General features: G+C 71.6%; 22 protein-coding genes. 14 read left to right on the top strand and 8 right to left on the bottom strand.

All coding sequences use genetic code 11. From position 1 onward, the window contains the following. Positions 1–179: 179 nt before the first annotated feature. The 5 genes from BLV01_RS25220 to BLV01_RS05970 all read left to right on the top strand — a co-directional run bounded on the left by BLV01_RS25220 (position 180) and on the right by BLV01_RS05970 (position 4,372). The gene (locus BLV01_RS25220; RefSeq protein WP_139178527.1) at positions 180–494 is read left to right on the top strand and encodes a hypothetical protein; all 315 of its coding nucleotides are present in this window, start codon (positions 180–182) and stop codon (positions 492–494) included. Further along, complete coding sequence (locus BLV01_RS05985) at positions 491–1,045, top strand: hypothetical protein (protein WP_091795290.1); 555 nt, start codon at positions 491–493, stop codon at positions 1,043–1,045. Before BLV01_RS25220 ends, BLV01_RS05985 begins: the two co-directional genes overlap by 4 nt. Before the next feature lie 642 nt (positions 1,046–1,687). Further along, entirely contained in the window at positions 1,688–2,947 is a 1,260-nt protein-coding gene (locus tag BLV01_RS05980; RefSeq protein WP_254782526.1) for a histidine kinase, read from the top strand. Beyond that, a complete protein-coding gene (locus BLV01_RS05975) occupies positions 2,940–3,746 on the top strand; it encodes a LytR/AlgR family response regulator transcription factor (RefSeq protein ID WP_091795287.1) in 807 nt (268 codons plus the stop codon). Before BLV01_RS05980 ends, BLV01_RS05975 begins: the two co-directional genes overlap by 8 nt. A 245-nt stretch (positions 3,747–3,991) precedes the next feature. Next, a complete protein-coding gene (locus tag BLV01_RS05970) occupies positions 3,992–4,372 on the top strand; it encodes a hypothetical protein (RefSeq protein WP_139178526.1) in 381 nt (126 codons plus the stop codon). 6 nt (positions 4,373–4,378) lie between these two features. Here the strand turns inward: BLV01_RS05970 and BLV01_RS05965 are convergent, their stop codons facing one another. The 3 genes from BLV01_RS05965 to BLV01_RS05955 form a co-directional block, all read right to left on the bottom strand. Next, positions 4,379–4,882 carry a hypothetical protein gene (locus BLV01_RS05965; protein WP_139178525.1) on the bottom strand — a complete coding sequence of 168 codons (504 nt, stop codon included), beginning with the start codon at positions 4,880–4,882 and terminating at the stop codon, positions 4,379–4,381. Between the two features lie 251 nt (positions 4,883–5,133). Then, positions 5,134–5,673, bottom strand: a complete 540-nt coding sequence (locus BLV01_RS05960; protein ID WP_091795277.1) for a hypothetical protein — start codon at positions 5,671–5,673, stop codon at positions 5,134–5,136. A gap of 35 nt (positions 5,674–5,708) precedes the next feature. After that, on the bottom strand, positions 5,709–6,137 hold the full coding sequence (locus BLV01_RS05955) for a GFA family protein (RefSeq protein ID WP_091795274.1): 429 nt from the start codon (positions 6,135–6,137) through the stop codon (positions 5,709–5,711). A 189-nt stretch (positions 6,138–6,326) separates the two neighbouring features. Here BLV01_RS05955 and BLV01_RS05950 point away from each other — a divergent pair, with 189 nt between their 5' ends. Next, positions 6,327–6,650, top strand: a complete 324-nt coding sequence (locus BLV01_RS05950) for a hypothetical protein (RefSeq protein ID WP_091795271.1) — start codon at positions 6,327–6,329, stop codon at positions 6,648–6,650. A 9-nt stretch (positions 6,651–6,659) separates the two neighbouring features. Here the strand turns inward: BLV01_RS05950 and BLV01_RS05945 are convergent, their stop codons facing one another. Continuing rightward, entirely contained in the window at positions 6,660–7,517 is an 858-nt protein-coding gene (locus BLV01_RS05945) for a class I SAM-dependent RNA methyltransferase (protein ID WP_091795268.1), read from the bottom strand. 291 nt (positions 7,518–7,808) lie between these two features. On the opposite strand from BLV01_RS05945, the gene BLV01_RS05940 reads away from it, so the two are divergent. The 6 genes from BLV01_RS05940 (at position 7,809) to BLV01_RS05915 (ending at position 16,729) form a co-directional block, all read left to right on the top strand. Next, a complete protein-coding gene (locus BLV01_RS05940; protein WP_091795266.1) occupies positions 7,809–8,879 on the top strand; it encodes a dipeptide epimerase in 1,071 nt (356 codons plus the stop codon). Beyond that, positions 8,876–10,033 carry a dipeptidase gene (locus BLV01_RS05935; RefSeq protein WP_091795264.1) on the top strand — a complete coding sequence of 386 codons (1,158 nt, stop codon included), beginning with the start codon at positions 8,876–8,878 and terminating at the stop codon, positions 10,031–10,033. The genes BLV01_RS05940 and BLV01_RS05935 overlap by 4 nt, the downstream gene beginning before the upstream one ends. Positions 10,034–10,140: 107 nt before the next feature. After that, the gene (locus tag BLV01_RS05930) at positions 10,141–12,375 is read left to right on the top strand and encodes a TonB-dependent receptor (RefSeq protein ID WP_091795261.1); all 2,235 of its coding nucleotides are present in this window, start codon (positions 10,141–10,143) and stop codon (positions 12,373–12,375) included. A 150-nt stretch (positions 12,376–12,525) separates the two neighbouring features. Continuing rightward, on the top strand, positions 12,526–13,587 hold the full coding sequence (locus BLV01_RS05925; protein WP_091795257.1) for a DUF1611 domain-containing protein: 1,062 nt from the start codon (positions 12,526–12,528) through the stop codon (positions 13,585–13,587). Then, positions 13,584–14,732, top strand: a complete 1,149-nt coding sequence (locus tag BLV01_RS05920; RefSeq protein WP_091795254.1) for a hypothetical protein — start codon at positions 13,584–13,586, stop codon at positions 14,730–14,732. Before BLV01_RS05925 ends, BLV01_RS05920 begins: the two co-directional genes overlap by 4 nt. A gap of 14 nt (positions 14,733–14,746) precedes the next feature. Further along, positions 14,747–16,729: a serine hydrolase domain-containing protein gene (locus tag BLV01_RS05915; protein WP_139178524.1), complete on the top strand. Its 1,983-nt coding sequence runs from the start codon at positions 14,747–14,749 to the stop codon at positions 16,727–16,729. Positions 16,730–16,892: 163 nt separating this feature from the next. Here the strand turns inward: BLV01_RS05915 and BLV01_RS05910 are convergent, their stop codons facing one another. Next, a complete protein-coding gene (locus tag BLV01_RS05910; RefSeq protein ID WP_091795247.1) occupies positions 16,893–17,168 on the bottom strand; it encodes a hypothetical protein in 276 nt (91 codons plus the stop codon). 407 nt (positions 17,169–17,575) lie between these two features. On the opposite strand from BLV01_RS05910, the gene BLV01_RS26135 reads away from it, so the two are divergent. Continuing rightward, a complete protein-coding gene (locus BLV01_RS26135) occupies positions 17,576–18,112 on the top strand; it encodes a hypothetical protein (protein ID WP_091795244.1) in 537 nt (178 codons plus the stop codon). 22 nt (positions 18,113–18,134) lie between these two features. On the opposite strand, the gene BLV01_RS05900 is transcribed toward BLV01_RS26135, so the two are convergent. Beyond that, positions 18,135–18,572: a hypothetical protein gene (locus BLV01_RS05900; protein ID WP_091795241.1), complete on the bottom strand. Its 438-nt coding sequence runs from the start codon at positions 18,570–18,572 to the stop codon at positions 18,135–18,137. A gap of 55 nt (positions 18,573–18,627) precedes the next feature. Next, positions 18,628–19,644 carry a M20/M25/M40 family metallo-hydrolase gene (locus BLV01_RS05895; RefSeq protein ID WP_091795237.1) on the bottom strand — a complete coding sequence of 339 codons (1,017 nt, stop codon included), beginning with the start codon at positions 19,642–19,644 and terminating at the stop codon, positions 18,628–18,630. 194 nt (positions 19,645–19,838) lie between these two features. Between BLV01_RS05895 and BLV01_RS05890 the strand changes: the two genes are divergently transcribed. Then, positions 19,839–21,209 carry a DUF2252 domain-containing protein gene (locus tag BLV01_RS05890; protein ID WP_091795234.1) on the top strand — a complete coding sequence of 457 codons (1,371 nt, stop codon included), beginning with the start codon at positions 19,839–19,841 and terminating at the stop codon, positions 21,207–21,209. Positions 21,210–21,300: 91 nt separating this feature from the next. Here the strand turns inward: BLV01_RS05890 and BLV01_RS05885 are convergent, their stop codons facing one another. Next, entirely contained in the window at positions 21,301–22,011 is a 711-nt protein-coding gene (locus BLV01_RS05885; protein ID WP_217633455.1) for a MipA/OmpV family protein, read from the bottom strand. Between the last annotated feature and the right edge of the window lie 692 nt (positions 22,012–22,703).

Genomic DNA, 22,703 nt, shown 5'->3' with positions numbered 1-22,703 from the left:
GCGACAAAGTATTCAGCACCACCAGCGCGATCTCAGTTGAAGAAGCCAGCCGAATCGGAATCGATTGGTGCAAGAACCAAGGCGACAAGAACTGCCACCTATACTTTTCCGACTGCAGCCTTCCCGAGCGAATCCGATAGCCGCTACCGCCTGCTCCCCAACGGCCTTGGGAACACTTCATGCGCACATACAATCTCCTGATCGCTGCTTTTATCGTCCTTCTTGCGTTCGTCGCCCCTGCTGCCGCCCACAATATCCCATCCGGCGTCTACGCCGAGGTTCCCTACAACAACAACCCGTTCCTGTTCTGCACGCTCGGCATGCCGCAAGACGGCTGGATCGCGGTCAACTGGCGCATCGGCAAGTGGAAGCCGATCACGCAGTATCCGAACCTGCGCTGGGTTCCTACCTACAGGCGCATCTGTCCCGCGGCCGCGAAGCCGGCCGGCGGGGGGCAGCCGTATCGGCCGACCGATCGGGCGGCGACGTCGTGACGGGCGATGCGGTGGGCGGCACGCCGGCGCGCATGCCAGAGTTGTCGGCGCTGCGCGGCCAGGCCGTGCGCGCTTTCGAATGCGCGCGGACCGGCGTGCTGTGGCTGGTGCTGGGCATCTGCATCGCGTTCCTCGCGCCCAAGGCCGACAGTCGATTGCTGACCTACATCGCCGGGGCCGTGGTCTTCCTCGCGACGCTGGTCCACTGCCGCGCTGCCGCCTTGGAAACCCGGTTCGCGCTGGGGGCGCGCCGCTACCTGAGCGAGCATTGGAATGCCTCGCCGCTGCCCGGGCTGGCCGAGCTGCTGCGCCTGGGCCGTCGTCGCCTGCGTACCGCGATCGTCGCCTGGATGCTCGCCGCGATGGTGGCGCTGCTGGTGGTTCCGATCGGGCTGACCTTCGAAGTGCCGGTGGCGTTGCGGGTCCATGCCGTCGTGCTGGTCCTGTCCGCGGCCCGCCTCCAGCACATGGCGACGGTCGACCGCCGGCTGCTGCGGGAGATCGGCGAGCACGTCCGCAGCCTCGCGCGGCGGGACATCGTGGCGGCCTGACCGGCTCCGGCGCGCTCGGGCCGCAGGCGAAACGCGACGACAACCCGCCCGGCAATACAGTCGCCCACGGATCGACGTCGGTCGCAGCGGCCGCGCCTGCAGCCCTCCCGGAGCGCGCCTTCCTGTACCACGCGCTCCTGCACAGCGCCCTCCTTCACTCCGGCTCCTGCATTCCGATCTGAGCGCCGCACGCGCCGGTCGAACGGTCCTCCCGCATCTCGCCCGACTTACGTCTCGCCCGACTTACGTCTCGCCCGACTTACGTCTCGCCCGACTTACGTCTCGCCCGGCTACGTCTCGCCCAGCTGCGTCGCGTACCACGGCATCTCGCCCTACTACGCCGCACCCTGCTGCGCCCCGCCACCAGCAAGCGCGAGCCGCCATGCCCCCTGCGTCCCACGCCCCCAGAGCGTCCAGCGCAATCAGGCCCCGCCCCTGCGCGCCCACGCCTCTTCGCCCCTGCGCCGCCCAACCGCCGTCCGGCAGCATCGCCACCCAGCCGCATCGCCAGCCGCACCGCCATCCAGCTTCGCCGCCCCAAGACCGGGTTTCGGTCGCCATCCCCGGGGTTTCGTCGCCCTGCGCTTTCTTTGTGGCGCCAGGACACTATCCTGCGCCCAGCCCTCCCGATGGACGCGCCCCGTGATCCGCAACCTGTTCTTCGTCGCCCGAATCGCCGCCGCCTGGTTCGGCCTGTTCGTGCTGCTGGCGATGATCGTCTCGGCCGTGCCGCTGATGAACCGCATGGACAACAATCCGTTGTTCGTGATCGCGCTGCTGGTGGTGATCTACGTCTCGATCAAGGCGTTCTCGCATCTGCGCCGGGTGCGCCTGATCGCCGAGCGGGTCGATGCGACCACGCGCGCCAACCGCCAGCGCCGCCAGATCGACGTGCCGCTGGAGGTCGAGGAGACCTTCGAACTGCTCGAAGCCGCCATCCGCGACCTGCCGCGGGTCGAGGACATCGAAAGCGTGCGCGACAGCCTGCAAGTGCGCGCCAAGGTCCAGCGCGCCGACCAGGCCCGCATGCTCGACCTGCACGGCGCCGATCCGCAGTCGTGGAAATACGGCCTGGCGCGCAACCAGATCCTGGCCACGATCGATTCCGGCCCCGGCGGCAGCCGCATCACCCTGATCTGCGAGCCCGAGGTCGGCCCCTGGATCGACTGGTTCTGCGTCGACCAGGGCACCAACCTGGAGAACGCCGAAGCGCTGTCGCGCGCCATCGCCCGGCGCGTGGCCGAGCGCCACCGCGGCGAGCGCAGCCAGGCCGCGCGCACCGCCACCGAGAAGGAACTGGCGGTGGCCAAGCTGAGCCTGCTGCACGCCCAGGTCGAGCCGCACTTCCTCTACAACACCCTGGCCAGCGCCCAGTACCTGACCCGCCACGATCCGCCGCGCGCCGACGAAATGCTCGGCCACCTGATCGAATTCCTGCGCCGTTCGCTGCCGCGCACCGAAGACGCGCTGTCCACCCTCGGCGACGAACTCGAACGCTCGCGCGCATACCTGGAAATCCTCAAGCTGCGCATGGGCCAGCGCCTGCAAACCCAGATCGACGTGCCCGAGGAACTGCGCACCATGCCGCTGCCGCCGATGATCCTGCAGACCCTGGCCGAGAACGCGATCAAGCACGGCCTGGAACCCAAGCCCGGCGGCGGCACCGTGTGGATCCGCGCGCGCAGCGGCGAGTCCGGCGTGTCGATCACCGTCGCCGACGACGGCATGGGCCTGAACTCGCTCAATTCCGGCAGCGGCATCGGCCTGAACAACGTGCGCGAGCGCTTGCGGCTGGTCTACGGCGATCGCGCGCAGTTGTCGATCGTCGCCAACTTCCCCAGCGGCGTCGCCGCCACCATCGTCGTGCCGGCGCCGTCCGGCGAGGAGCAGGCCCGTGTCTGAGCCGCACACCGCCGAGAGCGCCGCCAGCGCCCCCACCGCGCTGATCGCCGAAGACGAAACCCTGCTGCGCCAGGCCCTGGTCGAAGCGCTGCGCGAGGCCTGGCCGGAGCTGCGCATCCTGGCCGAATGCGAGGACGGCGCGCAGGCGCTGGAAGCGCTGGCCGAGCATCGCCCCGATGTGGCCTTCCTCGACATCCGCATGCCCGGCCTCACCGGCCTGGACCTCGCCGCGGCCGCGACCGACGTCAGCCCCGCGACCCAGGTCGTGTTCGTCACCGCCTACGACCAGCACGCCATCGACGCCTTCGAGCACGGCGCGGTCGATTACCTGCTCAAGCCCGTCACCGTCGACCGCCTGGCGGTGACGGTGCGCCGCCTGCGCGCGCGCCGCGGCCCCGGCGACGACCGCCACGCCGCGCTGCGCGAGATCGCCCGGCAACTGGCCGCGCGCCGCCCGGCCCAGGACGACAAGCCCGCGCTGACCTGGATCACCGCCAGCGCCGGCCGCGAGACCCGGCTGATCCTGGTCGACGACGTGGTCTATTTCCGCGCCGACAACAAGTACACCACCGTGGTCACCGCCGAAGGCGAAGCGTTGCTGCGCACGCCGATCCGCGACCTGCTCGACCGCCTCGACGGCGAACGCTTCAAGCAGATCCACCGCTCCACCATCGTCAACCTCAAGGCCATCGCCGGCATCGTCCGCGACGACAGCGGCAAGGGCACCGTGCGCTTGCGCGGGCGTCCGGAGACGCTGAGCGTGAGCCAGACGTTCATGGCCTTGTTCAAGAGCATGTAGCCGGGACGGCAATCGCCGCCCGCGCGAACCGCACCGCCCGAAAGAGCAACTGCGCGCCCCAAGCCTCACCCGCAACGCCCGAAACAGCCAACGCGCCGCCCGCGCCGCCGCTACCGCACCACCCGCAAGCGCACTCACCGCCAACGCCCCGCCCGCGCCGCCCACCGGCGCGAGCGGCCGCGCGCGCCCGCCCGGCGCGCGGCCTCATCCGCGCCGCCCGCGCGCCACGCACCAAGGAGTCGGACATGCGTAACCTGATGGCCCTGCTGTACTACCTCTGCGCCCTGTTCGGCTGCAGCGTCGGCGGCACCACCATCGAGCACCACAACGTGATCGACGGCGTCGACATCCTCGACAGCCGGGTGCGCATCACCGAACGCATCGCCCGTTTCGATTGCAAGGCCAGCCGCAGCGGGCAGTGCCACTACAGCCTGTTCCGCAGCGGCTGTCCGGCGACGACGGCGGCGGGCGCCGCAACGGATCCGCAGTGCGCGCAGCCAACCGAGCGTTTCGCGCTGGCCGCGGGCACGACGCGCGAGATCGTCGGCATCGCCGAGGGATTCAAGGTCTGCGCGAGCGAGACAACCACCGCGATGGACGCGGACTGCAAGCCGCAGCCGAACTGAGCCGGCTCAGCCGCTGGCGGCCCAGCGCTCGGCCAGGGCGCGGGCGTCTTGGGAACACGCTTCGGTATCGAGGTCCCAACGCCCCTGCGCGTACTTGATTTTCCAGATCATGCCGTTGTCGTAGATCTCCGAGTGACGCGTGATCGGCGGATCGGGCCCGCCGTGCAACTGGGTCGGCGCGATCCCCTGCGCCGCCATATGCTCTTGCAGCGGCTGCAGGCCGTCGTCGGGCTGCCAGTGCCGGTTCGCATGCGCCTGCTCGCGCAAGCAGTGCTTCAACAGCTGCGCCGCGCGCTGCGCGGTCGCGGCGATCGGGTCTGCGCGCTCGTCGTCGTCCCAACTGCGCAGCAAGGCGCGCTTGCTGTCTTCGGACAGTTCGCTCCACCAGCGGCGCGCGGCGGGGTCGGAAGAAACGCAGTACGGTGCGCGAATCGTTGCCATCGTCGCTCCTGTGTCGTGGAAAACCGGAACCGACGCGATGCCGCCCGCGCCGCGAAACGGCGCCGGCATCGGCGTGGACGAATGAAAGTCGTTGCGAAGCGGTGCGGACCGGAAGCCGGCGGCCTCCCCTGGCCGCCGTCGCGAAACGAGGCGGCATGGTACGCCGACGCACGCCCGATGGCGCATCGCCCCGCGTCGACGCTTCAGCGCCGGTCGCAGCGGCCCGGGTTATGATGCCGGCGCCATCGAGACGGAACCTGCGCGTTCGCAGCGCGCTCCCGGCGCCCCGCAGACGAAGTTCGAGACCGCCCTCGCGCCGCTTACGACTCCGCCGTCCGCTCCGCCAGCCACCGCTCCAGCGCCGGCGCATCGCTCAACGCGAACAAATGGCCCCACGGCCAATCCACCAGCAACAGCTCGCCCGCCTGCGGCAAGGATCGCAGCAACGCGGCGATCCGCGGCGCGTGCCGCGGCCACCAGCGATCGGCCAACAGCCACAGGCCTTCGACGCGGGCCTCGTCGCCATCGGCGAACAGGGCGAAGCCTTCCTCGCCCCAGGCGCGCAACCCGCGGCAGCGCGTGCGCGAGGACGAATAACCGGTCCAGACTTCCTCGTACGCCGGGAACTGCGCGGCCGCCGCCGCGGCGACCGCGGCGGGCGCCAGCCGCAGTTCGGCCAGCCGCTGCGGCGCATCCGGGCGCACCATCATGTCGCTGTAGCCGGCGCCGTCGAAGCGGGCCTGGGCGAAGTCGTGCAGGCTCGCCAGCGTGCCCTGGCAATGCGCCCAGGCCGCCATCGGCAGCAGTTCGATCTGGCTGTGGTCGTCTTCGTGGAAGTACAACGAGCGCGGCGGCGGCATGATCGCGGTTCCTTGCAGACGGCGTCGGAGCGCGCTCAGGCGCCTTCGACGATCTCGACCTCGCCGATCCAGTTGCGCTGCCGCCGCGCCAGCCGCGCCGACTCGGTTTCGCCGTCCAGCGAGGCCGGCGCGCGCTGGATCCGCGCCGGGTCGAAACCTTCGAACGTGTTGACGTTGACCACCGCATACAGCCGCCCCTCGATCCGGCTGACCACGGCCGGCACCGCGCCGCAGTGCGCGCAGACCAGGAAATCGGCGGTGCCGGTGCCGAAGGCGTAGCGCGAGACCCGCTGCGGATCGCGCAGGCTCAGGCGCAGCCCGGCCTGCGGCTGGGCGGTCCAGACCCCGCCGTGCTTGACGCAGAACGTGCAGTCGCAAGCGCGCGCGGCGATGACGTCGGGTTCGCTGCGCCAATCCAGGACGAAACGGATGTTGCCGCAGTGGCAGGCGCCGTCGATGCGCATGGCGAAGTCCTCGCTGGGGGCGGCCAGCTTACTCCGCGGCGGCAGCGCTGGCCGATGCCCGCGTCGCACCGCGTTGAACCCGCCGCGCGCGTCGCGCCGAGGGGCATCGCGGCGATGTCCGCCCCGCCGCGGCGAGCGCGTTGATCACAGCGTGCAAGGACCGGCCGACACCACGGCAGGGAGGACGACATGGACGCTTCCAGCGACGGATATCGCAGCGGCGCGGCGCAAGGACTGCAGGCGCGGGCGGACGGCGCGGACGCGCGCGCCTGGGCGCAGGGGCCGGGCGAGGCGGCTGCATGGCCGCGTCCGCGCGCCCGCGACGCCAGCCGGCTGGATCGCCTGTATCGGTTGAAACTGGCCGGGCGCGACCCGGAGCGCCGGCGCCGCCGCCGGCGGTCCTTGCACGAGCTGGCGTGCTGGTTCGCGCTGGGCTTGCTGCTGGCCGCGGCGCTGGCCTCGCCGGTGCGCGCGGCGACGCCGGCCGCGGCCGGCGCCCTCGCGATCGGCTGAGCGCCGGCGCTAGCCCGGCGGCGACGGCCCGGCCGCGAACAACGCGATCCGGTCCGTCGCCCACGACGCCTGCAGCGGACGCAGCCACGCCTGCGCCGCCAGCGCCCGGGTGCACGGCCCCAGGCCGGCGACGCGGATCGCGCGTTGCGCGGCCAGCGCGCGCAGGCGTTCGAGCACCTGCGCCAGCAAGTCGCCAGTGAACGGCGTGTACAGGTAGAACACCGTGCCCGCCGACAGGTCGGCGACGCGCGCATCGGCGTGGACGAAGCCGGCGCGCTGCAGGCCCAGGCGACGCGCACACTCGCGCGCGCTGTCGACATAGGCCGCCTCGTGTTCGATTCCCAGCGCGCGCGCCGGCGTGCACGCGGCGACCAGCAGCGGCACGTGGCCCAGGCCCGAACCCAGGTCGATCAACACATCGTCCGCGCCCAGTTCCAGCCGCGCCAGCAACTCGATCAGGTGCCGCGCCGGCGTGGGTTGGTAGAACACCGTCTGCGGCGCCGGCGCGGCGACCTCGCCCTGCGGTTCGGCCAGGTCCAGCACCGCGCCGAGCAGGGCGTCGAGCGGATCGTAGCCCTCGCCGTCCGCGTGCGGCGGCGATTCGCGCCGCCATTCGCGCAGCAACTGCGCGCCGTCGCCGGCGACGATGCGCGCGCGCAGCGCCGCGGACCAACGCGCGTCGGCGGCGTCCAGCCGCGCCTGGGCGGCGTCGGCGCGCGCGCGCAGATCCGCCGCGTCCGCCGCCGCGCCCAGGCCCGCGCGCTCGATCCGCTCCTGCCATTGCGCGCGCTCGCGCCAGCGCGGCGGCGGCGGCCACGACGGGTCGGTTTCGAACTGATCGAGCAGGGTTCGCAGGGTCGGGCTCATGCCTGGGGCGGGTTCCTGGCGGGCAGCGGCGCGGCGGCGCGGACGCCGCCACCGCAGGTGCGGTCGCGGCCGGCGATGGTCGCACGCCGACGGGCACGGGCCAGGCTCGCCGGCGCCCCGGCCGGCCGCCTTTTCGCGCAATCGCCCGCCGCCGCCTGCTGCGCCGCAGCAGACGAATCCCGCGAATTACCCCGCTTCGGCGCCACCGCCGCTCCGTTCGTCGCCCGAACTTGACTCTGAAGAAAATTAATTTTCTGATTCTGAAAATTCAATTTCAGCCGCCCACCGACCATGCCCAGCCGCCCCCGCCTGCAGATGTCGCTCGCGATCGAACCGCTGCCGTTGAAGGCGCCGTTCGCCATCGCCGGCCACCGCTTCGAAGCGATGCCGGCGCTGGTGGCGACGCTGACCGACGGCGACGGCCACCGCGGCCGCGGCGAAGCCTGCGGCGTGTACTACCTCGACGACCGTCCGGCCTCGATGCACGCGACGCTGGACGCGCAGCGCGAGGCGATCGAGGCCGGCATCGACCGCGCCGCGCTGCAGGCCCTGCTGCCGCCCGGCGGCGCGCGCAACGCGCTGGACTGCGCGCTGTGGGAACTGCAGGCGCAGCGCGAGCGCCGGCCGGTGTGGGCGCTGGCCGGGCTGGCGCCGCCGCGGCCGTTGCCGACCGCCTTCACCCTCGGCGCGGACGCGCCGGCGCAGGTCGCCGCCGGCGCGCGCGCGCTGGCGCAGGCGCGCCTGCTCAAGCTCAAGCTCGACGGCGACGCCGCGCTCGACATCGCCCGCGTCGCCGCCGCGCGCGCGGCGCGGCCCGACGTGCGGCTGCTGGTCGATGCCAACCAGGCCTACACGCTGCAGCGCATCGAGCCGCTGATCGCGACGCTGTCGGACCACCGGGTCGAATTGCTGGAGCAGCCTTTCCCGCGCGGCCGCGAAGCCGACCTCGACGCGCTGGACTGCGCAGTCGCGGTGGCCGCCGACGAAAGCGTGCAAGGGTTGGACGAACTCGACGCGCTGGCCGGCCGCTGCGACGTCGTCAACCTCAAGCTGGACAAGTGCGGCGGCCTCACCGAGGCGCTGGCGATGGTCGCGCGCGCGCGCGCGCTGGGCCTGCGCTGCATGGTCGGCAACATGCTCGGCACCAGCTGGGCGGCCGCGCCGGCGTTCGCGCTCGGCCAGGTCTGCGAACTGGTCGATCTCGACGGCCCCACTTTCATCCAGGCCGACCGCGCACCGGCGGTGGTCTATCGCGACGGATTCATCCACTGCCCCGACGAGGTCTGGGGCGGCGCCGTCGCGCCCCGTTCCGCGGCCGACGCCGCGGCTTCCGTGCCATCGACCCAGGTCCCACGCCCATGACGCCCGCGCCCGTCCGCCTCAGCCGTCGCCGCCTGCTGCAAGCCTCCGCCGCCGTCGCCGCGCTCGCCCTGCCCTTGCATGCCGCCGCCAGCGCGGCGACGCCGCAACCCACGCACGAACGACTCAAGCGCTATTCCCCGCGCGTGCGCGCCCTCGTCGAGCGCGCGCTGGTGATCGACATGCTCGCGCCGCTGCGGCTGGATCTTCGCGAAGACGTCTACGCGCAGCAACTCGACGAGCGCCGCATCGCCGATTTCCGCCTCAGCGGCATCGACGTCTTCCACAACTCCTGGGGCCTGACCGGCGCCGACGCGCGCGAACGCGTGGCCGAGTACCTCGCCGGCTGGCACGGGCTGCTCGCGCGCCACAGCGACCTGTTCGCGCTGGTCGGCCGCGCCGCCGACCTGGACCGGGCCAAGCGCGAGGGCAAGATCGCGGTGATCTCCGGCGTGCAGAACGCCGAGCACTTCCGCAAGACCGAGGACGTGGCCTTCTTCCACGGCCTGGGCCTGCGCTGTGCGCAGCTGACCTACAACAGCCAGACCACGATCGGCTCGGGCAGCACCGAGCGCGAGGACGGCGGGCTCAGCGACTACGGCGTGGCGATCGTGGCCGAGATGGAGAAGGTCGGCATGCTGGTCGATGTCTCGCACTGCGGCGACCGCACCACGCTCGACGCGATCGAACTGGCCAAGGGCCCGATCGCGATCACCCATTCCAACTGCCGCGCGCTCAACGACCACCCGCGGCTCAAGAGCGACGAGGCGATCCGCAAGCTCGCGGCCAAGGGCGGGGTCATGGGCATCACCGGCGTGCGCATGTTCGTCGGCGCGAAAGAGCCGACCACGCTCGACAGCATGATCGACCACATCGACCACGTCGCCCGGCTGGTCGGCATCGAGCACGTCGGCATCGGTTCGGACGCCGACCTGTACGGCTACGACGCGATGCCGGCCGAGCAGCTCAAGGCGCTCAAGGCGTCCTACAAGGCCAGCTACGGCTTTCGCGAACGCATCGACATCGAGGGCTTCGACCGCCCGACCAAGATCTACGAACTGACCCAGGCGCTGCTGCGCCGCGGCTACGGCGAGGCCGACATCGAAGCCGTGCTCGGCGGCAACTTCCGCCGCCTGCTCGGCCAGGTCTGGCGCTGAGCCGCGACCCTGCCGCTGCGCCGCGTTGCCGCGCCCGCCCGCGCCTTGCGCGCCGGCGACCCGCACGCCGAATCCACTCACGCACTTCGCCATCCGGGGAAACCGCCATGCCGCACCTCGTCCGCCCTCGCCGCTCCCGCCTTGCCCTGGGCCTGGCCGTCGGCCTGGCCCTGGCCGCTTGCGATGCCGCCGCGCAGCAAGCCGCCGACGGCGCCGCGCGCGACGCGCCCGACACCGCGCCTTCGGCGACCCTGGAAGCGGTCACCGTGACCGCGCAGAAGCGGACCGAGAACGCGCGCAAGGTGCCGTCCTCGATCAGCGTGGTCGGCGAACAGCAACTGGAGAACCAGCACGTCACCCAGTTGTCCGACCTCAACGGCTACCTGCCGGCGATGACCATCAGCAACGGCGGTTCGCCGGGCCAGGCCTCGGTGTCGCTGCGCGGCATCCCGACCATCGGCGCGGGCGCGGTGGTCGGCACCTATCTGGACGACACGCCGCTGGGTTCGAGCAGCAACTTCGCCCGCTCCAGCCGCTTCGTGCTCGACCTGCTGCCCTACGACATCCAGCGGGTGGAAGTGCTGCGCGGCCCGCAAGGCACGCTGTACGGCGCCGGCGCGATGGGCGGCTTGCTCAAGTACGTGCTCAAGGACCCGGACCTGCACGGCTTCGAAGGCCGCGTCGGCGCCGGGCTGTCGAGCATCGCCGGCGCCGGCGACCTGGGCTGGAGCGCCCGCGCCGGCCTCAACGCGCCGCTGGTCGAGGGCCGGCTGGCGCTGCGCGCGTCGTTCGCCGACGAATCCACGCCCGGCTGGAACGACAACCGCGCCAGCGGCCGCAAGGACATCAACGACACCCGCCAGCGCAGCGGCCATGTGTCGCTGCTGTGGCAGCCCAACGACGACGTCGGTTTGAAGCTGACCGGCCTGCACCAGAGCGTGGATTCCGACGACAACAGCCTGAGCAACCTCGACGCGGCGCGCCGTCCCGCGCTCGGCCGCGACGGCACCGACAAGCAAGTCCCGGAAACCTTCGAGAAGACGATCGATTTCTTCGCCGCGACCTTGGACTGGAACCTGCGCTGGGCCGATTTCGTGTCCGCCACCGGCTACTCCAAGACCTCCACCGACCAGGCCACCGACGAGAGCCGCATCTACGGCCCGGTGTTCCCGCTGTTTGGCGCGGCGCCGGGCATCTCCCGGTTCTCGCTGGCGCTGGAGCTGGAGAAGTGGACCCAGGAGCTGCGCCTGGTCTCCAAGCCCGACGACCGCTTCGAATGGATGATCGGCGGCTTCTACACCCGCGAGACCTCCGACAACCGCCAGGTGGTCGGCGCCACCACCGTGGCCGGCGAATCGATTCCCGGCGTGACCCCGCTGGCCATCGCCGAGATTCCCTCGGACTACACCGAGCGCGCGCTGTTCGCCAACGCGACCTACAAGTTCAGCGAACGCTTCGACATCACCGCCGGCCTGCGCCACGCACGCAACCGACAGAACTTCGAGCAGATCGTCACCGACGGCATCCTGCTGCCGCTGGGCGCCTCGCCCGGCCGCTCCTCGGAGAACGTCACCACGTACTTGTTCGGCTCGCGCTGGCATTTCGACCGCGACAGCATGGCGTATGCGCGCATCGCCAGCGGCTACCGTCCCGGCGGCCCCAACTTCGCCGTGCCCGGGGTGCCGCCGTCGGTCGATTCCGACCGCCTGGTGAACTACGAGATCGGCTGGAAATCGCTGTTTTTCGGCCAGCGCGCATCGATCGACCTGGCCGCGTTCGTGATCGACTGGAAGGACATCCAGCTGTCGGCCTCCACCCGCGACGGCATCAGCTACGCGGCCAACGGCGGCAAGGCGCGCAGCCGCGGCGTGGAACTCACCTCGATGTTCAAGCTGACGCCGGACCTGCGGGTCGGCGTCAACGGCTCGTACACCGACGCCTATCTGGTCGACGCGGCGCCCTCGCTGCGCGGCCTGCCGGGCGACGCCCTGCCGGGCATCCCGCGCTGGACCTTCGCCGCGACCGCCGACTATTTCTTCGAATGGAGCGCGGGCTACAACGGCCATCTCGGCGCGAGCTACCAATGGATCGGCAAGCGCAAGACCAACGTCGACAGCAATCCCGATGCCGCGCCGCTGCCCGCCAGCGGCCAGCTCAACCTCAACGCCGACGTGTCGCGCAACGACTGGACAGTGCGCGCCTACGTGCGCAACCTGACCGATGCGCGCGAGATCAGCGCGCTGTCGCCGGTCAAGAGCGCGGCCACCGGCGAGATCGTCGAATGGCGGGCCAACCGCGTGCAGCCGCGCACGATCGGCCTGGAGTTCGACCTGCGCTTCTGAGCCGGGCGCGCGCGCGGCGCCGGCGACGCAGCCGGCGACGCTCCGCCCAACCGCGCGCCCCGGCATCCATCGCACCGCCCGACCACCGCCGCCCCCACGACTCACCGGCCGCAGCCGCCGCACCGGCCCGGCCTACAACGGAATGTCCGCATGTCCACTCCCGCCGCAACCTCCGCGCCCGTTCCGCTGCCGTCGCTCGACCTGCCCCAGCCCTATCTGTTGTTCCTCGGCGACGTCGCACATCCGGCCTTCGCCAAGACCGCGTTCGGCCTGCGCGACTGGGCGCGCGAGCGCTGCGTCGGCGAGTACGCCTTGCCCGAAGCGAAGGTCGGCCTGGGCTTGCCGGCGCTGACGCCGCGACAGGCGCGCGAGGCAGGCGCGCGCGCGCTGGTGATCGGCGTGGCCAACGTCGGCGGCGTCATTCCCGAATCATGGCTGGCGCCGCTGGCGCAGGCGCTGGCCGAGGGCCTGGACCTGATCGGCGGCATGCATACCCGCCTGGCCGAGGTGCCGGCGTTGCGCGATGCGGCCGCGCGCCACGGCCGCCGCCTGATCGACGTGCGCGAACCGCCCAGTGCGCTGCCCACGGCGAGCGGGCGCAAGCGCTCCGGCAAGCGCCTGCTCACCGTCGGCACCGATTGCGCGCTCGGCAAGAAATACACCGCGCTGAGCCTGGCCCGGGCGATGCGCGAGGCCGGCATCGACGCCGAGTTCCGCGCCAGCGGCCAGACCGGATTGCTGATCGCCGGGCGCGGCCTGCCGCTGGACGCGGTGGTCGCCGATTTCGCCGCCGGCGCGGCCGAATGGCTCAGCCCCGACGCCGATCCGGCGCACTGGGACGTGATCGAAGGCCAGGGCTCGCTGTCGCACCCGGCCTATGCCGGCGTGTCGCTGGCGCTGCTGCACGGCAGCCAGCCCGATGCGATCGTGGTCTGCCACGCGCCCGGCCGGCGCGAACTGCTGGGTTATCCCGGCCACGCCGTGCCCTCGATCGAGGAAACCATCGACTTGAACCTGCGCCTGGGCCGCCTGACCAATCCGGCGATCCGCTGCGCCGGGATCAGCTTCAACACCGCGCACCTGCCGCCGGACCAGGCGCAGGCGCTGATGCGCAGCGAAAGCCGGCGCCTGGGCCTGCCGGTGGCCGACCCGATCCGCGGCGGCGAAGCGCTGCGCGCGCTGGTGCGCGCCTGCGTGGAGTCGCCGGCGTGAGCGCAGGCGCGGCGCCGGGCTCGTGGTTCCAGCGCTATCTGCTGCCGGGCTTCGCGTTCAAGGCGGTGGTGATCGGCGGCGGCTATGCGACCGGACGCGAACTGGTCGAGTTCTTCCTGCCCGCCGGCCCGTGGGGCGGCGTGTACGCGATGGCCGCGGCGACCGCGCTGTGGAGCCTGGTGTGCATGCTCACCTTCGTCCTGGCCCAGGCGCTGCGCAGTTTCGACTACCGCAGTTTCTTCCAGCGCCTGCTCGGGCCGCTGTGGTGGACGTTCGAGCTGGCCTACCTGGCGCTGCTGATCGTGCTGCTGGCGGTGTTCGGCGCCGCCGCCGGCGCGATCGGCCAGGCCTTGTTCGGCTGGCCGCCGCTGGCCGGCGCCGCCTGCCTGGTCGCGGCGATCGCGGCGGTGGTGAGCTTCGGCAACGAATCGGTGGAACGCGTGTTCAAGTGGGTGTCGGTGTTCCTCTACGGCGTCTATGCGCTGTTCGCGGCGCTGGCGCTGTCGGCGTTCGGCGACCGCATCCAGGCCGCGTTCGCCGCGCCGGCCGCGCCGGCCGCCGGCTGGCTCGGCGACGGCCTGACCTACGCCGGCTACAACTTGGTCGGCGCGGTGGTGATCCTGCCGGTAGCGCGGCACTTCGCCGGCCGCCGCGACGCCGCCGTCGCCGGCCTCATCGCCGGGCCGCTGGCGATGCTGCCGGCGCTGGCGTTCTTCGTGTGCATGATCGGCTTCCAGGCCCAGGTCGCCGACGCGGCGCTGCCGTCGGACTACCTGCTGCAACGGCTCGGTCGGCCGTGGTTCCATGCGCTGTTCCAGCTGATGGTGTTCGCCGCATTGCTCGAAAGCGGCGCCGGCGCGGTGCACGCGATCAACGAACGCGCCGCCGCGGCCTGGCGCGCGCGCCGCGGCCGGCCGTGGCCGCCGCGCGCGCGGCTGGCGCTGGCCGCGGCGCTGTTGCTGGGCTCGGTGTTCCTGGCCGACCGCGTCGGCCTGGTCGCATTGATCGCCAGCGGTTATCGCGGCCTGTCCTATCTGTTGCTGGCGGTGTACGTGCTGCCGCTGCTGACCCGCGGCGTGTGGCTGCTGTGGCGCCGCGATCCGGCGCCGGCCCCTCTCGCGCCGATTCTCCCCTCCCACCATTGACCGTCGAGGACGCCATGCGCCTGTCCCGCCTTCGCTCTTACCTGCTGTTCGCAGCACTGACGCTCGCCGCTTCCGCCGGCGCGCAGCCGCTGGCGCAAACGCCCGCGGCGCCATCGACCGTCGCGCCCGCAAGCGCTGCGCCTTCGACGCCGGCCGCCGCCGCGCGCCTGGACCCGGCCGAACTGGGCGCCTACGTCGACGGCGTGGTCGAGGCCTACCGCCGCCGCTACGGCATCGCCGGCGCCACCGTCGCCGTGGTCGATGCGCAAGGCCCGCTGCTGCTGCGCGGCTACGGCACGGCCGGGCAGAAACCGGCGCGCGCAGTGACGCCGGAGGCGACCTTGTTCCGGATCGGCTCGGTGTCCAAGACCTTCACCTACCTGGAAGCGCTCACGCTGATCGATGCCGGCAAACTGTCGCTGGACGCGCCGGTCAACGACTACCTGCCGCCGGCGCTGAAGCTGCCCGACGACGGCTACAAACCGGTGCGGCTGCGCCACCTGCTGACCCACACCGCCGGCTACGAGGATTCCGCCTTCGGCCACCTGTTCGCCCAGAACCCGCAGCACGCGCTGACCCTGGCCGACTACCTGCAGCGCCACCGCCCCGCGCGCGTGCGCGAGCCCGGGACCCACGCGGTGTACTCGAACTACAGCGTGGCCCTGCTCGGCGCGGTGCTGGCGCAAACCGCGGGCGTGCCGTTCGAGGCGCTGATCGAACGCGACCTGTTCCAGCCGATGGGCATGCGCCGCACCACCTTCCGCGAGCCGCTGGGCAAGCACGACCCGCGCGACAGCGGCGCGGCCTTCGCCGGGCTGTGGTCGGACGGCTACGAGCGCAAGCACGGCGGCTTCGAAAAACGCGACTTCGAATACATCGCGCAACTCGCGCCGGCCGGCTCGGTGTCCAGCGACGCCGCCGACATGGCCCGCTACCTGCGCATGCTGCTGGGCCGCGGCGAACTCGACGGCCGCCGGATCGTGCCGGCGACGGCGTTCGCCCGGCTCGAAGGCGCGCCGCTGTTCGCCAACGCGCCCGACGCCACCGGCCTGGCCTACGGCTTCTTCCGCCACCGCTACGGCCAGGTGCTGAGCCTGGAGCACGGCGGCGCCACCCTGTATTTCCACTCCAACCTGGTGGCGGTGCCGGAACTGGGCTTCGGCGTGTTCGTCTCCACCAACACCGACAGCGGTCGGCGCCTGGCCGCGGAACTGCCCGGGCTGTTGCTGCAACGCTACTTCGCCCGCGCGCGCCCGGCCGCGCTGCCGGCGCCGGGCGCGGCCGCCGCGGCCCAGCCCTACCTGGGCCGCTACCTCGGCGAGCGCCGCAACTACCGCCGCTTCGAGAAGCTGCTGACCGCGACCAACGCCGAAATCGGCGTCACCGCCGACGGCTACCTGACCTTGTCCGCCGGCGAGGAAACCTCGCGCTGGGCGGCCGAGAAACCCGACGTGTTCCGCGCCGTGGAAGGCCCGGACCGGCTGGTGTTCCTGCGCGAGAACGGCCGCGTGACCGGTTTCGTCTCGCCCTACGGCCACGACGTGTTCGACCGCGCCGGCGCGCTGGACAGCGCCAACACCTTGTATGCGTCGCTGGCGTTGGCGGTGCTGGCCGCGCTGGGCGTGTTGGCCGGGCAATGGCTGCGCCGGCGCCAGCCGCGCGCGGACGCGGCGGCGGACCGCAGCGCGCGCTGGCTCGCGTTCACCGCCGCGGCCTGGATCGCGTTCGCGCTCGCCTTCGCCGTCGCCCTGGTGCAGTTGGTCTCCGCCGGCAACGCCGCGGTCTTCAGCTATCCGGGCGGATTGCTGCGCGCGGCGCTGTGGCTGGGCACGCTGCCGCTGGCGCTGACCCTGGCCGATGTCGCCCTGCTGTGGCCGGCGCTGCGCACGCGCGAGTTCGGCCGCTGGCGCAAGCTGCGCCATGTCGCCGCGGTGCTGGCCTTCGCGCTGGCCGCGTGGGCGGCCTGGCATTGGAACGTGCTGGGCTGGCGCTTATAACCGCTCGCCCCGCCTCAGGCTCGAAGCGCCACGAGGGCCCCGCGCGGGGCCCTCGTCGTGTCCGCGCCGAGCGCGCGCCGGCATGCGCGTGCGTGTTGCTCATCCACGCCCAACGCCGGCGCGCATCGCGCCGCCGTCGCGGCGGTGCGATGCGCCGCTGCGCTCAGGGGTACTGGCAGCGGATCGCCACGGTGATGCCCCAGTTCGGATGGATGAACTGGCGCGAGACCACGGTGTAGCCGAACAGGACGCTGCCGCCGGACTGCTGGCACACGGTGATCGCCTGGTTGATGGCGATGACGGTGGCGGTGGTCTCGTCGCCCCAGGCGCCGCTGCCGTAGACGAGGTTGGTGTGCGGTTCGGCCGAGGCGGCGGGCGCGAACAGGGCGGCGGCGAGCAGCAGCGGGGCGAGCGCGGAACGCTTGGAAAGGTGCTTCATGGGGGCTGTCCTCCTGACACCGCCGGATCGGCGGCGGCACACGCTAGCCAGGCGGCGATCCGGCGAAGCTTGACCGCGCGCACGCGCGGCGAGGCGTTTTCCGGTTCCGCGACCGGCGTAGCAATCGCCGCCGCGCTTCGTGACCGCCGCGCTGAACCGGCGGCGCGGGCGTCGCGGCCGCGCCGCCGGCTCGATCACCCGCACTTGCCGGCCGCGGTCACGGCCGATACCGCCGGCCCGTGCGACCGCCGCGGACTGCGCGGAACGCCGGCGTACCCGCGCGGCCGGGGCGCTGTCGCCGCACTGTCACGAAACAGCCATAAATTGCGCTCAGCGGCGCGGCCGCGGTCCCGGCATTGGACCTGTCCACCCGCCCCTCCCTCCAAGCGATTCCCAGGCGATCCCCCATGCGTCCGTTCAAGCTCGCGTCCGTGCTGCTGGCCCTGTTCCTGCTGTCCTTCGCCGCGCAGGCGCGCAAACCCTATGTCGAGATCGAACGGCGGCTGACCCCGCAGCAGTTGCAGGAGGTCGGCCTGAGCGAGGAGCAACTGGCCAAGCTCAACCGCATGCTGCGCGACGCCGACGAAGGCGCCGCGCGCACCGCCGCGGCCGCCGCCCCGGCCGACGCGCAGGCCAACGCCGAGGACGCCGGCCCGCAGGTCGGCGCCGGCGCGCCGCGCGAACGCAGCCCCGGCGCGGGCCAGTTCATCGGCCTCAACGACGAGCCGATCAAGAGCCGGCTCAAGCACGACGTCAGCGGCTGGGAGCCGGGCACCGTGTTCGAGCTGGAGAACGGCCAGCAGTGGAAGGTGCTCAAGGGCCGCATGAGCCTGAAGAAGCCGATGCTCAAGCCCGAGATCGTGGTGGTGCCGGGCGTGGCCGGGCGCTGGTTCCTGCAGGTCGACGAGGACATGCCGAAGGCGCGGGTGTACCGGATCGATTGATCGGATCGACCGGCCGGCGCGCTCAGATCACTTCGATCGGGATCTCGACGTACAACCCCGTGTCGCTCCGGCGGTCGCGCGCGTACAGGTCGAAGCCGATGGACAATGTCGCCGGCCCCGCCGGGAACTCGTCCAGTTCGGGGTCGTCGGCGAGCTTTTCGTAGAGGTCCAGCGCCAGTTCCACCACCTGTCCGGCCTCGAAGATTTCCTCGCCGTCCAGCCGCCGCATGACGAATTCGGCGAAGCCCAGGCTCCAGCCTTCTTCCCCGCCCTCGATGTTCAACCGGCTCCAGCGCAACGGCGAGCGGTAGGCGACGACGCGCTCGAGAAACACGATCCGCACCGTCGCGCGGAAAAACCGCCGGCGGCGGTCGAAGACCCAGCCGTGCGCGGGATCCGGCGTCGCTTCCATCCGGGTGACCGCCGGTTCCGCATTCGCGCTTGCGTCGCTCTCGCTCATCGCGCCTGCCGGGCGTGGGTCGTCTCGGCGAATGTTAGCCGATGGCGGCGCCGCGCTACGGCCCCGTCGCCGCCGCGTACGCGCCCTGCACCACCTGCGCCATGCGCGCGTAGTCCAGGGTCTGGTAGGTATCGTCGGCCTGGTGATAGCGGTGGCTGCGCAGGAACGCGGTGTCGCCGACCATCAGCGCCGGGAAGCCTTCGCGCCAGTACGAGAGGTGATCGGAGAAATCCACGCCCTGCACCAGCAGCGGCGGCGCGTTGATCGAATGCACCGGCAGCGGCGTGGCCCCGGCCATCGCCGCCTTGACCTTGCGGGTCAGGCCGAAGTCGCCCATGCGGCCGACCACGACCACGAAATCGCCGCGGTCCGAATACAACCGGTGCATGCCGCGCACGGGATAGGTCTGGCTGCCGGGACGGTCGCTGAAGCGGCCGATCATCTCCAACGACAGCATGTACTCGACCTCGCGCCCGGACGCGCGCAGCGCGCGCGCATGCCAGGCGCTGCCCATGTGCTCGCTGCGGAAGTGCGGCGGCTCTTCCAGGGTGTAGGCCACCAGTTCGATCGGCCGCGACGGCGGCGCGCGGCCGAGCATGCGCGCCAGTTCCAGCAGGCCGGCGACGCCGCTGGCGTTGTCGTCGGCGCCGGGGGTGTGGGTGCGCGGCGAGTAGCCGCGTTCGTCGCCGCTGTCGACCCCGGTTTCGGCGAAGGAATCGTAGTGCGCGCCGATCACCCGCAGCGGCCCGTCCTGGGGACCGAAGCGCGCGACCACGTTGCGATAGGCCTGCCCCTCCACGGTCACCGGCTGGTAGCTCACCCGCGCGCCGGCGCGCTCGAACTCCTCATGCAGCCAGGCCGAGACCTGGTCGAGCTGGCCGGGCCGGTCGTAGCTGCGCGGATAGAAGTCCACCGACAATCGCTTGACGTCGTCGCGCAGGCGCTGCGCGTCGGCGGCCGGCGGCGACGAGGTGCGCGGGCCCACGCCGGGCTGGACCACGGCGAACAGCAGCGCCGCGGCCGCCGCAGCGACCACGGCCAGGAGCAACGACAATCGGCGCAGCCATTTCATCCAGAGCGTCCTTGTTCGGGCTTTCGCCGCAGGGGGTTGCGGGCCCCATGCAACCCGATTTCGCGCCGCCGCGCCAGTCGCGCGGCCGCCGCGCCCGCCCGCCGTAGCGCTCCGATTCACGCCACTGACACATGCCGGTGGTCGACTCGGCCGCGCCGCCGTGCCCGCGCGGCGCTCTTCCAAGGACTGCCCGCATGCCGTCGATCCGTACCTCGTTGCTCGCCCTCGCCCTGGTCAGCGCCGCCTGCGCGCAGGTCCCCGCCGACGCCGCCAGCGCGCGCAAGAGTTGGGTCGTGCAGCAGATCCGCGACCATAACCATCCCTACGCCGCCACCGCCAGCGGCGAGCTCGACACCAAGCTGGCGACCATGGCCGACGGCCCGTTCGCCTTCTATCGCGGCACCGCGCACCTGTTCTTCCAGGACATGACCACCCTGCCCGGCTCGGCCTACGCCAGCGCGCAGACCGGCTACACCTGGATCGGCGGCGACATGCACCTGGGCAACTTCGACGCCGCGCGCGACAGCAGCGGCAAGGCGGTGTTCAAGGTCGCCGACTTCGACGAGGGCTACCTCGGCCAGTACGTGTGGGACCTGCGCCGGCTCGCGGCCAGCCTGGTCCTGGCCGGCCACGACAACGGCTTGAGCGATGCCGCCATCGGCACCGCCATCGACACCCTGGTCGGCAAGTACGTCGACCAGATGGGCGAGTTCAAGGGCAACAACGGCGAAAGCGGCTTCCGCCTGGACAAGGACAGCACCACCGGCGCGGTCGACGACACCATCGGCAAGGCCGACGGCAAGACCCGCGCCAGTCTGTTGTCGAAGTACACCGCGGTCAGCGGCGGCGCGCGCCGCTTCCAGGCGCTGCCGAACCTGGTCGCGGTGCCGGCGGCGACCTACAGCGCGGTCAATACGGCGATGGCCGGCTACGTGTCCTCGATCGCCGCGTCCAAGCGCTATCCGGCCGCGTTCTACACGCTCAAGGACGTGCGCCAGAAGCTCGGCTCCGGCGTCGGCAGCCTCGGCCGCGCGCGCTACTACGCCTTGCTCGAAGGCGCGACGTCGGCGACCTCCGACGATGTGATCCTGGAGTTCAAGCAGGAAGCCGCCAGCGCGGTCGCCGCGGCCGCGCCGGGGCGCCTGCCGGCCGCCGCCTACGACAGCCACGAAGGCCTGCGCGTGGCGCGCACGGCCAAGGCCCAGGTGAGCAACGCCGAGGTGTTGATCGGCCATGCCAGCGTCGCCGGGGTGCCGTTCTACGTGCACGAGAAATCGCCGTTCCAGGAAGACTTCGACCCGGCCAAGCTCGACAGCGCCGGCAAGCTCGACACCGCCGCGGGTTATCTCGGCCAGGCCCTGGCGAGCGCGCACGCGCTGGCCGACCAGGACTACGACAGCTCGGTGGTGAGCTACAGCATCGACAAGCAGGTCAGCGAGGCGGTGACGAGCAAGAGCGGGCTGAAGACGGAGATCCGCGCGTTCGCGTTCGCGTATGCGCAGCAGGTGGAGCTGGATTGGCAGGCGTTCGTGGAAGCGTACGAGGCCGGGACGCCGCTGTACTGAGCGGCGCTCGCGCCGGCAGCAGACGCAAAGACGCTGAAGCCCCCTCTCCCGCATGCGGGAGAGGGGTTGCGGCGAGGGCGCCGCGCAGCGATCAGAAGCTGCGCACCACTCCGAAGAACACCTGCGCCACGCCGTCGGTATCCTCGGCGATCAACGGGCTGTCGCTGATCTCGTCCGGCAGCACCTGGTAGCCGACGTTGGCCATGAAGCGCCACTTCTCCGCGAACGGCCGCGCCACGGTCAGGCTCACCGACGGAATCGTGACGCTGCCGGGGCGATAGCTCACCACGCCGCGCCGCACTTCCTTGTCCAGGGTGCCGTAGTAGTAGTTGGCCAGGTCCTTGGACATCCAGCTCACCCCCACCGCCGGCGTCAGCAGCCACTCGCCGGCCTGCATCGGGTAGCGGTAGCTGAGGTCGGCCTCGTAGCCGCCGCTGACGTCGAGGATGTCGGCCTTGACCTCCAGCTGCACTTCGCCGGCGCTGCCGCGCCAGCTCACCGAGGCGCCGGCGTCGACGCTGTCGTCGCGGTTGGACAGCAAGTCGCGGTCGATGCCGCGCTTGGCCAGCTCGCGCCGGCCGAAGTCCTTGCGGTCCATCGCGTCCAGCCGCCCGCCCAGGAACACGTCGAAGGCGAATTCGTCGCTCTTGACCAGGTAATAGCCGGCGGTGATGCCGCGCAAGTAGAAACGCTCGCCCTCGTAGCCGAAGAACGGAATCACGCGGGTGTGGTTGCCCTCGCCGGCGTAGAGCTCGTTGCGGCTGCCGGCGGCGATGCCGACGCTCCAGCTCGTCGGCGCCATGTCGGCGCGCTCCTCGCCTTGTTTGCGGACTTGGGCCGATAGCGCGAGCGGGAGCGAGAGCAACAACAAGGGAACGATGCGGACGATGCGCATGAACAAGGGTTCCTGATTGGGTGGGGAAGGAATCGGGACAGCCGGGCGCCGCAGCGGACGAGCGCTCGCCGCCGCGATGCTGACTTCGGGGTTTTAAGAGTTGTTTAAACCGTTCCGCAGCGGCGCGGCGCGCGCGGCGCGCGCGCCCGGGGGCGGCGGCGGCGAACGACGGACGATGCGGATGGAACTGTACGGATGCAATCGTGCGATTTGCATTGCGCTCGGGCGCCGGCATCGAGTCCGGACGCGACCGCGCTCACGGAATACCCGATGCGATGCGTCAAAGTGTGCGCGACTTGTAACCGCGAGACCGGCCGCCCGGTTTTTCGTCCGCAACGGATAACTGCCGCTCAGCTTTCGCCGCCGGAGCGATCTGCGTGCGTATGAGGCGGCCGAGCGCGCTCGCGGCGAGGCGCAGGGATCGACGAGAACGGATGCGATCTTGCGCGCACACGCTTCAACGTTTCGATGTTTCGACGCGACGCCCGTACGCAGGCGTCCGGGGCGAGCGAGGGAGGCGCTTGAGCCCCGATGCTTTTGTTTCCGATGTAGCGCAGCGACCGGAACGAACAGCGTCGGGCCTGAAGGCCCTCCCACAA

The organism is Lysobacter sp. yr284 (assembly GCF_900107375.1).
GTDB lineage: Bacteria > Pseudomonadota > Gammaproteobacteria > Xanthomonadales > Xanthomonadaceae > Lysobacter.
This window is presented reverse-complemented; position numbering and strand designations above follow the sequence as displayed.

What these genes read in the sequence shown, in the direction of transcription:
- BLV01_RS05960 (WP_091795277.1), bottom strand. Translation starts at nt 5,673, where the DNA reads ATGCCGCCGCCGCGCTCGTTGTACTTCCACGAAGACGACCACAGCCAG.
- BLV01_RS05890 (WP_091795234.1), top strand. Translation starts at nt 19,839, where the DNA reads ATGCCGTCGATCCGTACCTCGTTGCTCGCCCTCGCCCTGGTCAGCGCC.
- BLV01_RS05955 (WP_091795274.1), bottom strand. Translation starts at nt 6,137, where the DNA reads ATGCGCATCGACGGCGCCTGCCACTGCGGCAACATCCGTTTCGTCCTG.
- BLV01_RS05970 (WP_139178526.1), top strand. Translation starts at nt 3,992, where the DNA reads ATGCGTAACCTGATGGCCCTGCTGTACTACCTCTGCGCCCTGTTCGGC.
- BLV01_RS05950 (WP_091795271.1), top strand. Translation starts at nt 6,327, where the DNA reads ATGGACGCTTCCAGCGACGGATATCGCAGCGGCGCGGCGCAAGGACTG.
- BLV01_RS05930 (WP_091795261.1), top strand. Translation starts at nt 10,141, where the DNA reads ATGCCGCACCTCGTCCGCCCTCGCCGCTCCCGCCTTGCCCTGGGCCTG.
- BLV01_RS05965 (WP_139178525.1), bottom strand. Translation starts at nt 4,882, where the DNA reads ATGCCGGCGCCGTTTCGCGGCGCGGGCGGCATCGCGTCGGTTCCGGTT.
- BLV01_RS25220 (WP_139178527.1), top strand. Translation starts at nt 180, where the DNA reads ATGCGCACATACAATCTCCTGATCGCTGCTTTTATCGTCCTTCTTGCG.
- BLV01_RS05945 (WP_091795268.1), bottom strand. Translation starts at nt 7,517, where the DNA reads ATGAGCCCGACCCTGCGAACCCTGCTCGATCAGTTCGAAACCGACCCG.
- BLV01_RS05925 (WP_091795257.1), top strand. Translation starts at nt 12,526, where the DNA reads ATGTCCACTCCCGCCGCAACCTCCGCGCCCGTTCCGCTGCCGTCGCTC.
- BLV01_RS05900 (WP_091795241.1), bottom strand. Translation starts at nt 18,572, where the DNA reads ATGAGCGAGAGCGACGCAAGCGCGAATGCGGAACCGGCGGTCACCCGG.
- BLV01_RS05915 (WP_139178524.1), top strand. Translation starts at nt 14,747, where the DNA reads ATGCGCCTGTCCCGCCTTCGCTCTTACCTGCTGTTCGCAGCACTGACG.
- BLV01_RS05940 (WP_091795266.1), top strand. Translation starts at nt 7,809, where the DNA reads ATGCCCAGCCGCCCCCGCCTGCAGATGTCGCTCGCGATCGAACCGCTG.
- BLV01_RS05910 (WP_091795247.1), bottom strand. Translation starts at nt 17,168, where the DNA reads ATGAAGCACCTTTCCAAGCGTTCCGCGCTCGCCCCGCTGCTGCTCGCC.
- BLV01_RS26135 (WP_091795244.1), top strand. Translation starts at nt 17,576, where the DNA reads ATGCGTCCGTTCAAGCTCGCGTCCGTGCTGCTGGCCCTGTTCCTGCTG.
- BLV01_RS05885 (WP_217633455.1), bottom strand. Translation starts at nt 22,011, where the DNA reads ATGGCGCCGACGAGCTGGAGCGTCGGCATCGCCGCCGGCAGCCGCAAC.
- BLV01_RS05895 (WP_091795237.1), bottom strand. Translation starts at nt 19,644, where the DNA reads ATGAAATGGCTGCGCCGATTGTCGTTGCTCCTGGCCGTGGTCGCTGCG.
- BLV01_RS05935 (WP_091795264.1), top strand. Translation starts at nt 8,876, where the DNA reads ATGACGCCCGCGCCCGTCCGCCTCAGCCGTCGCCGCCTGCTGCAAGCC.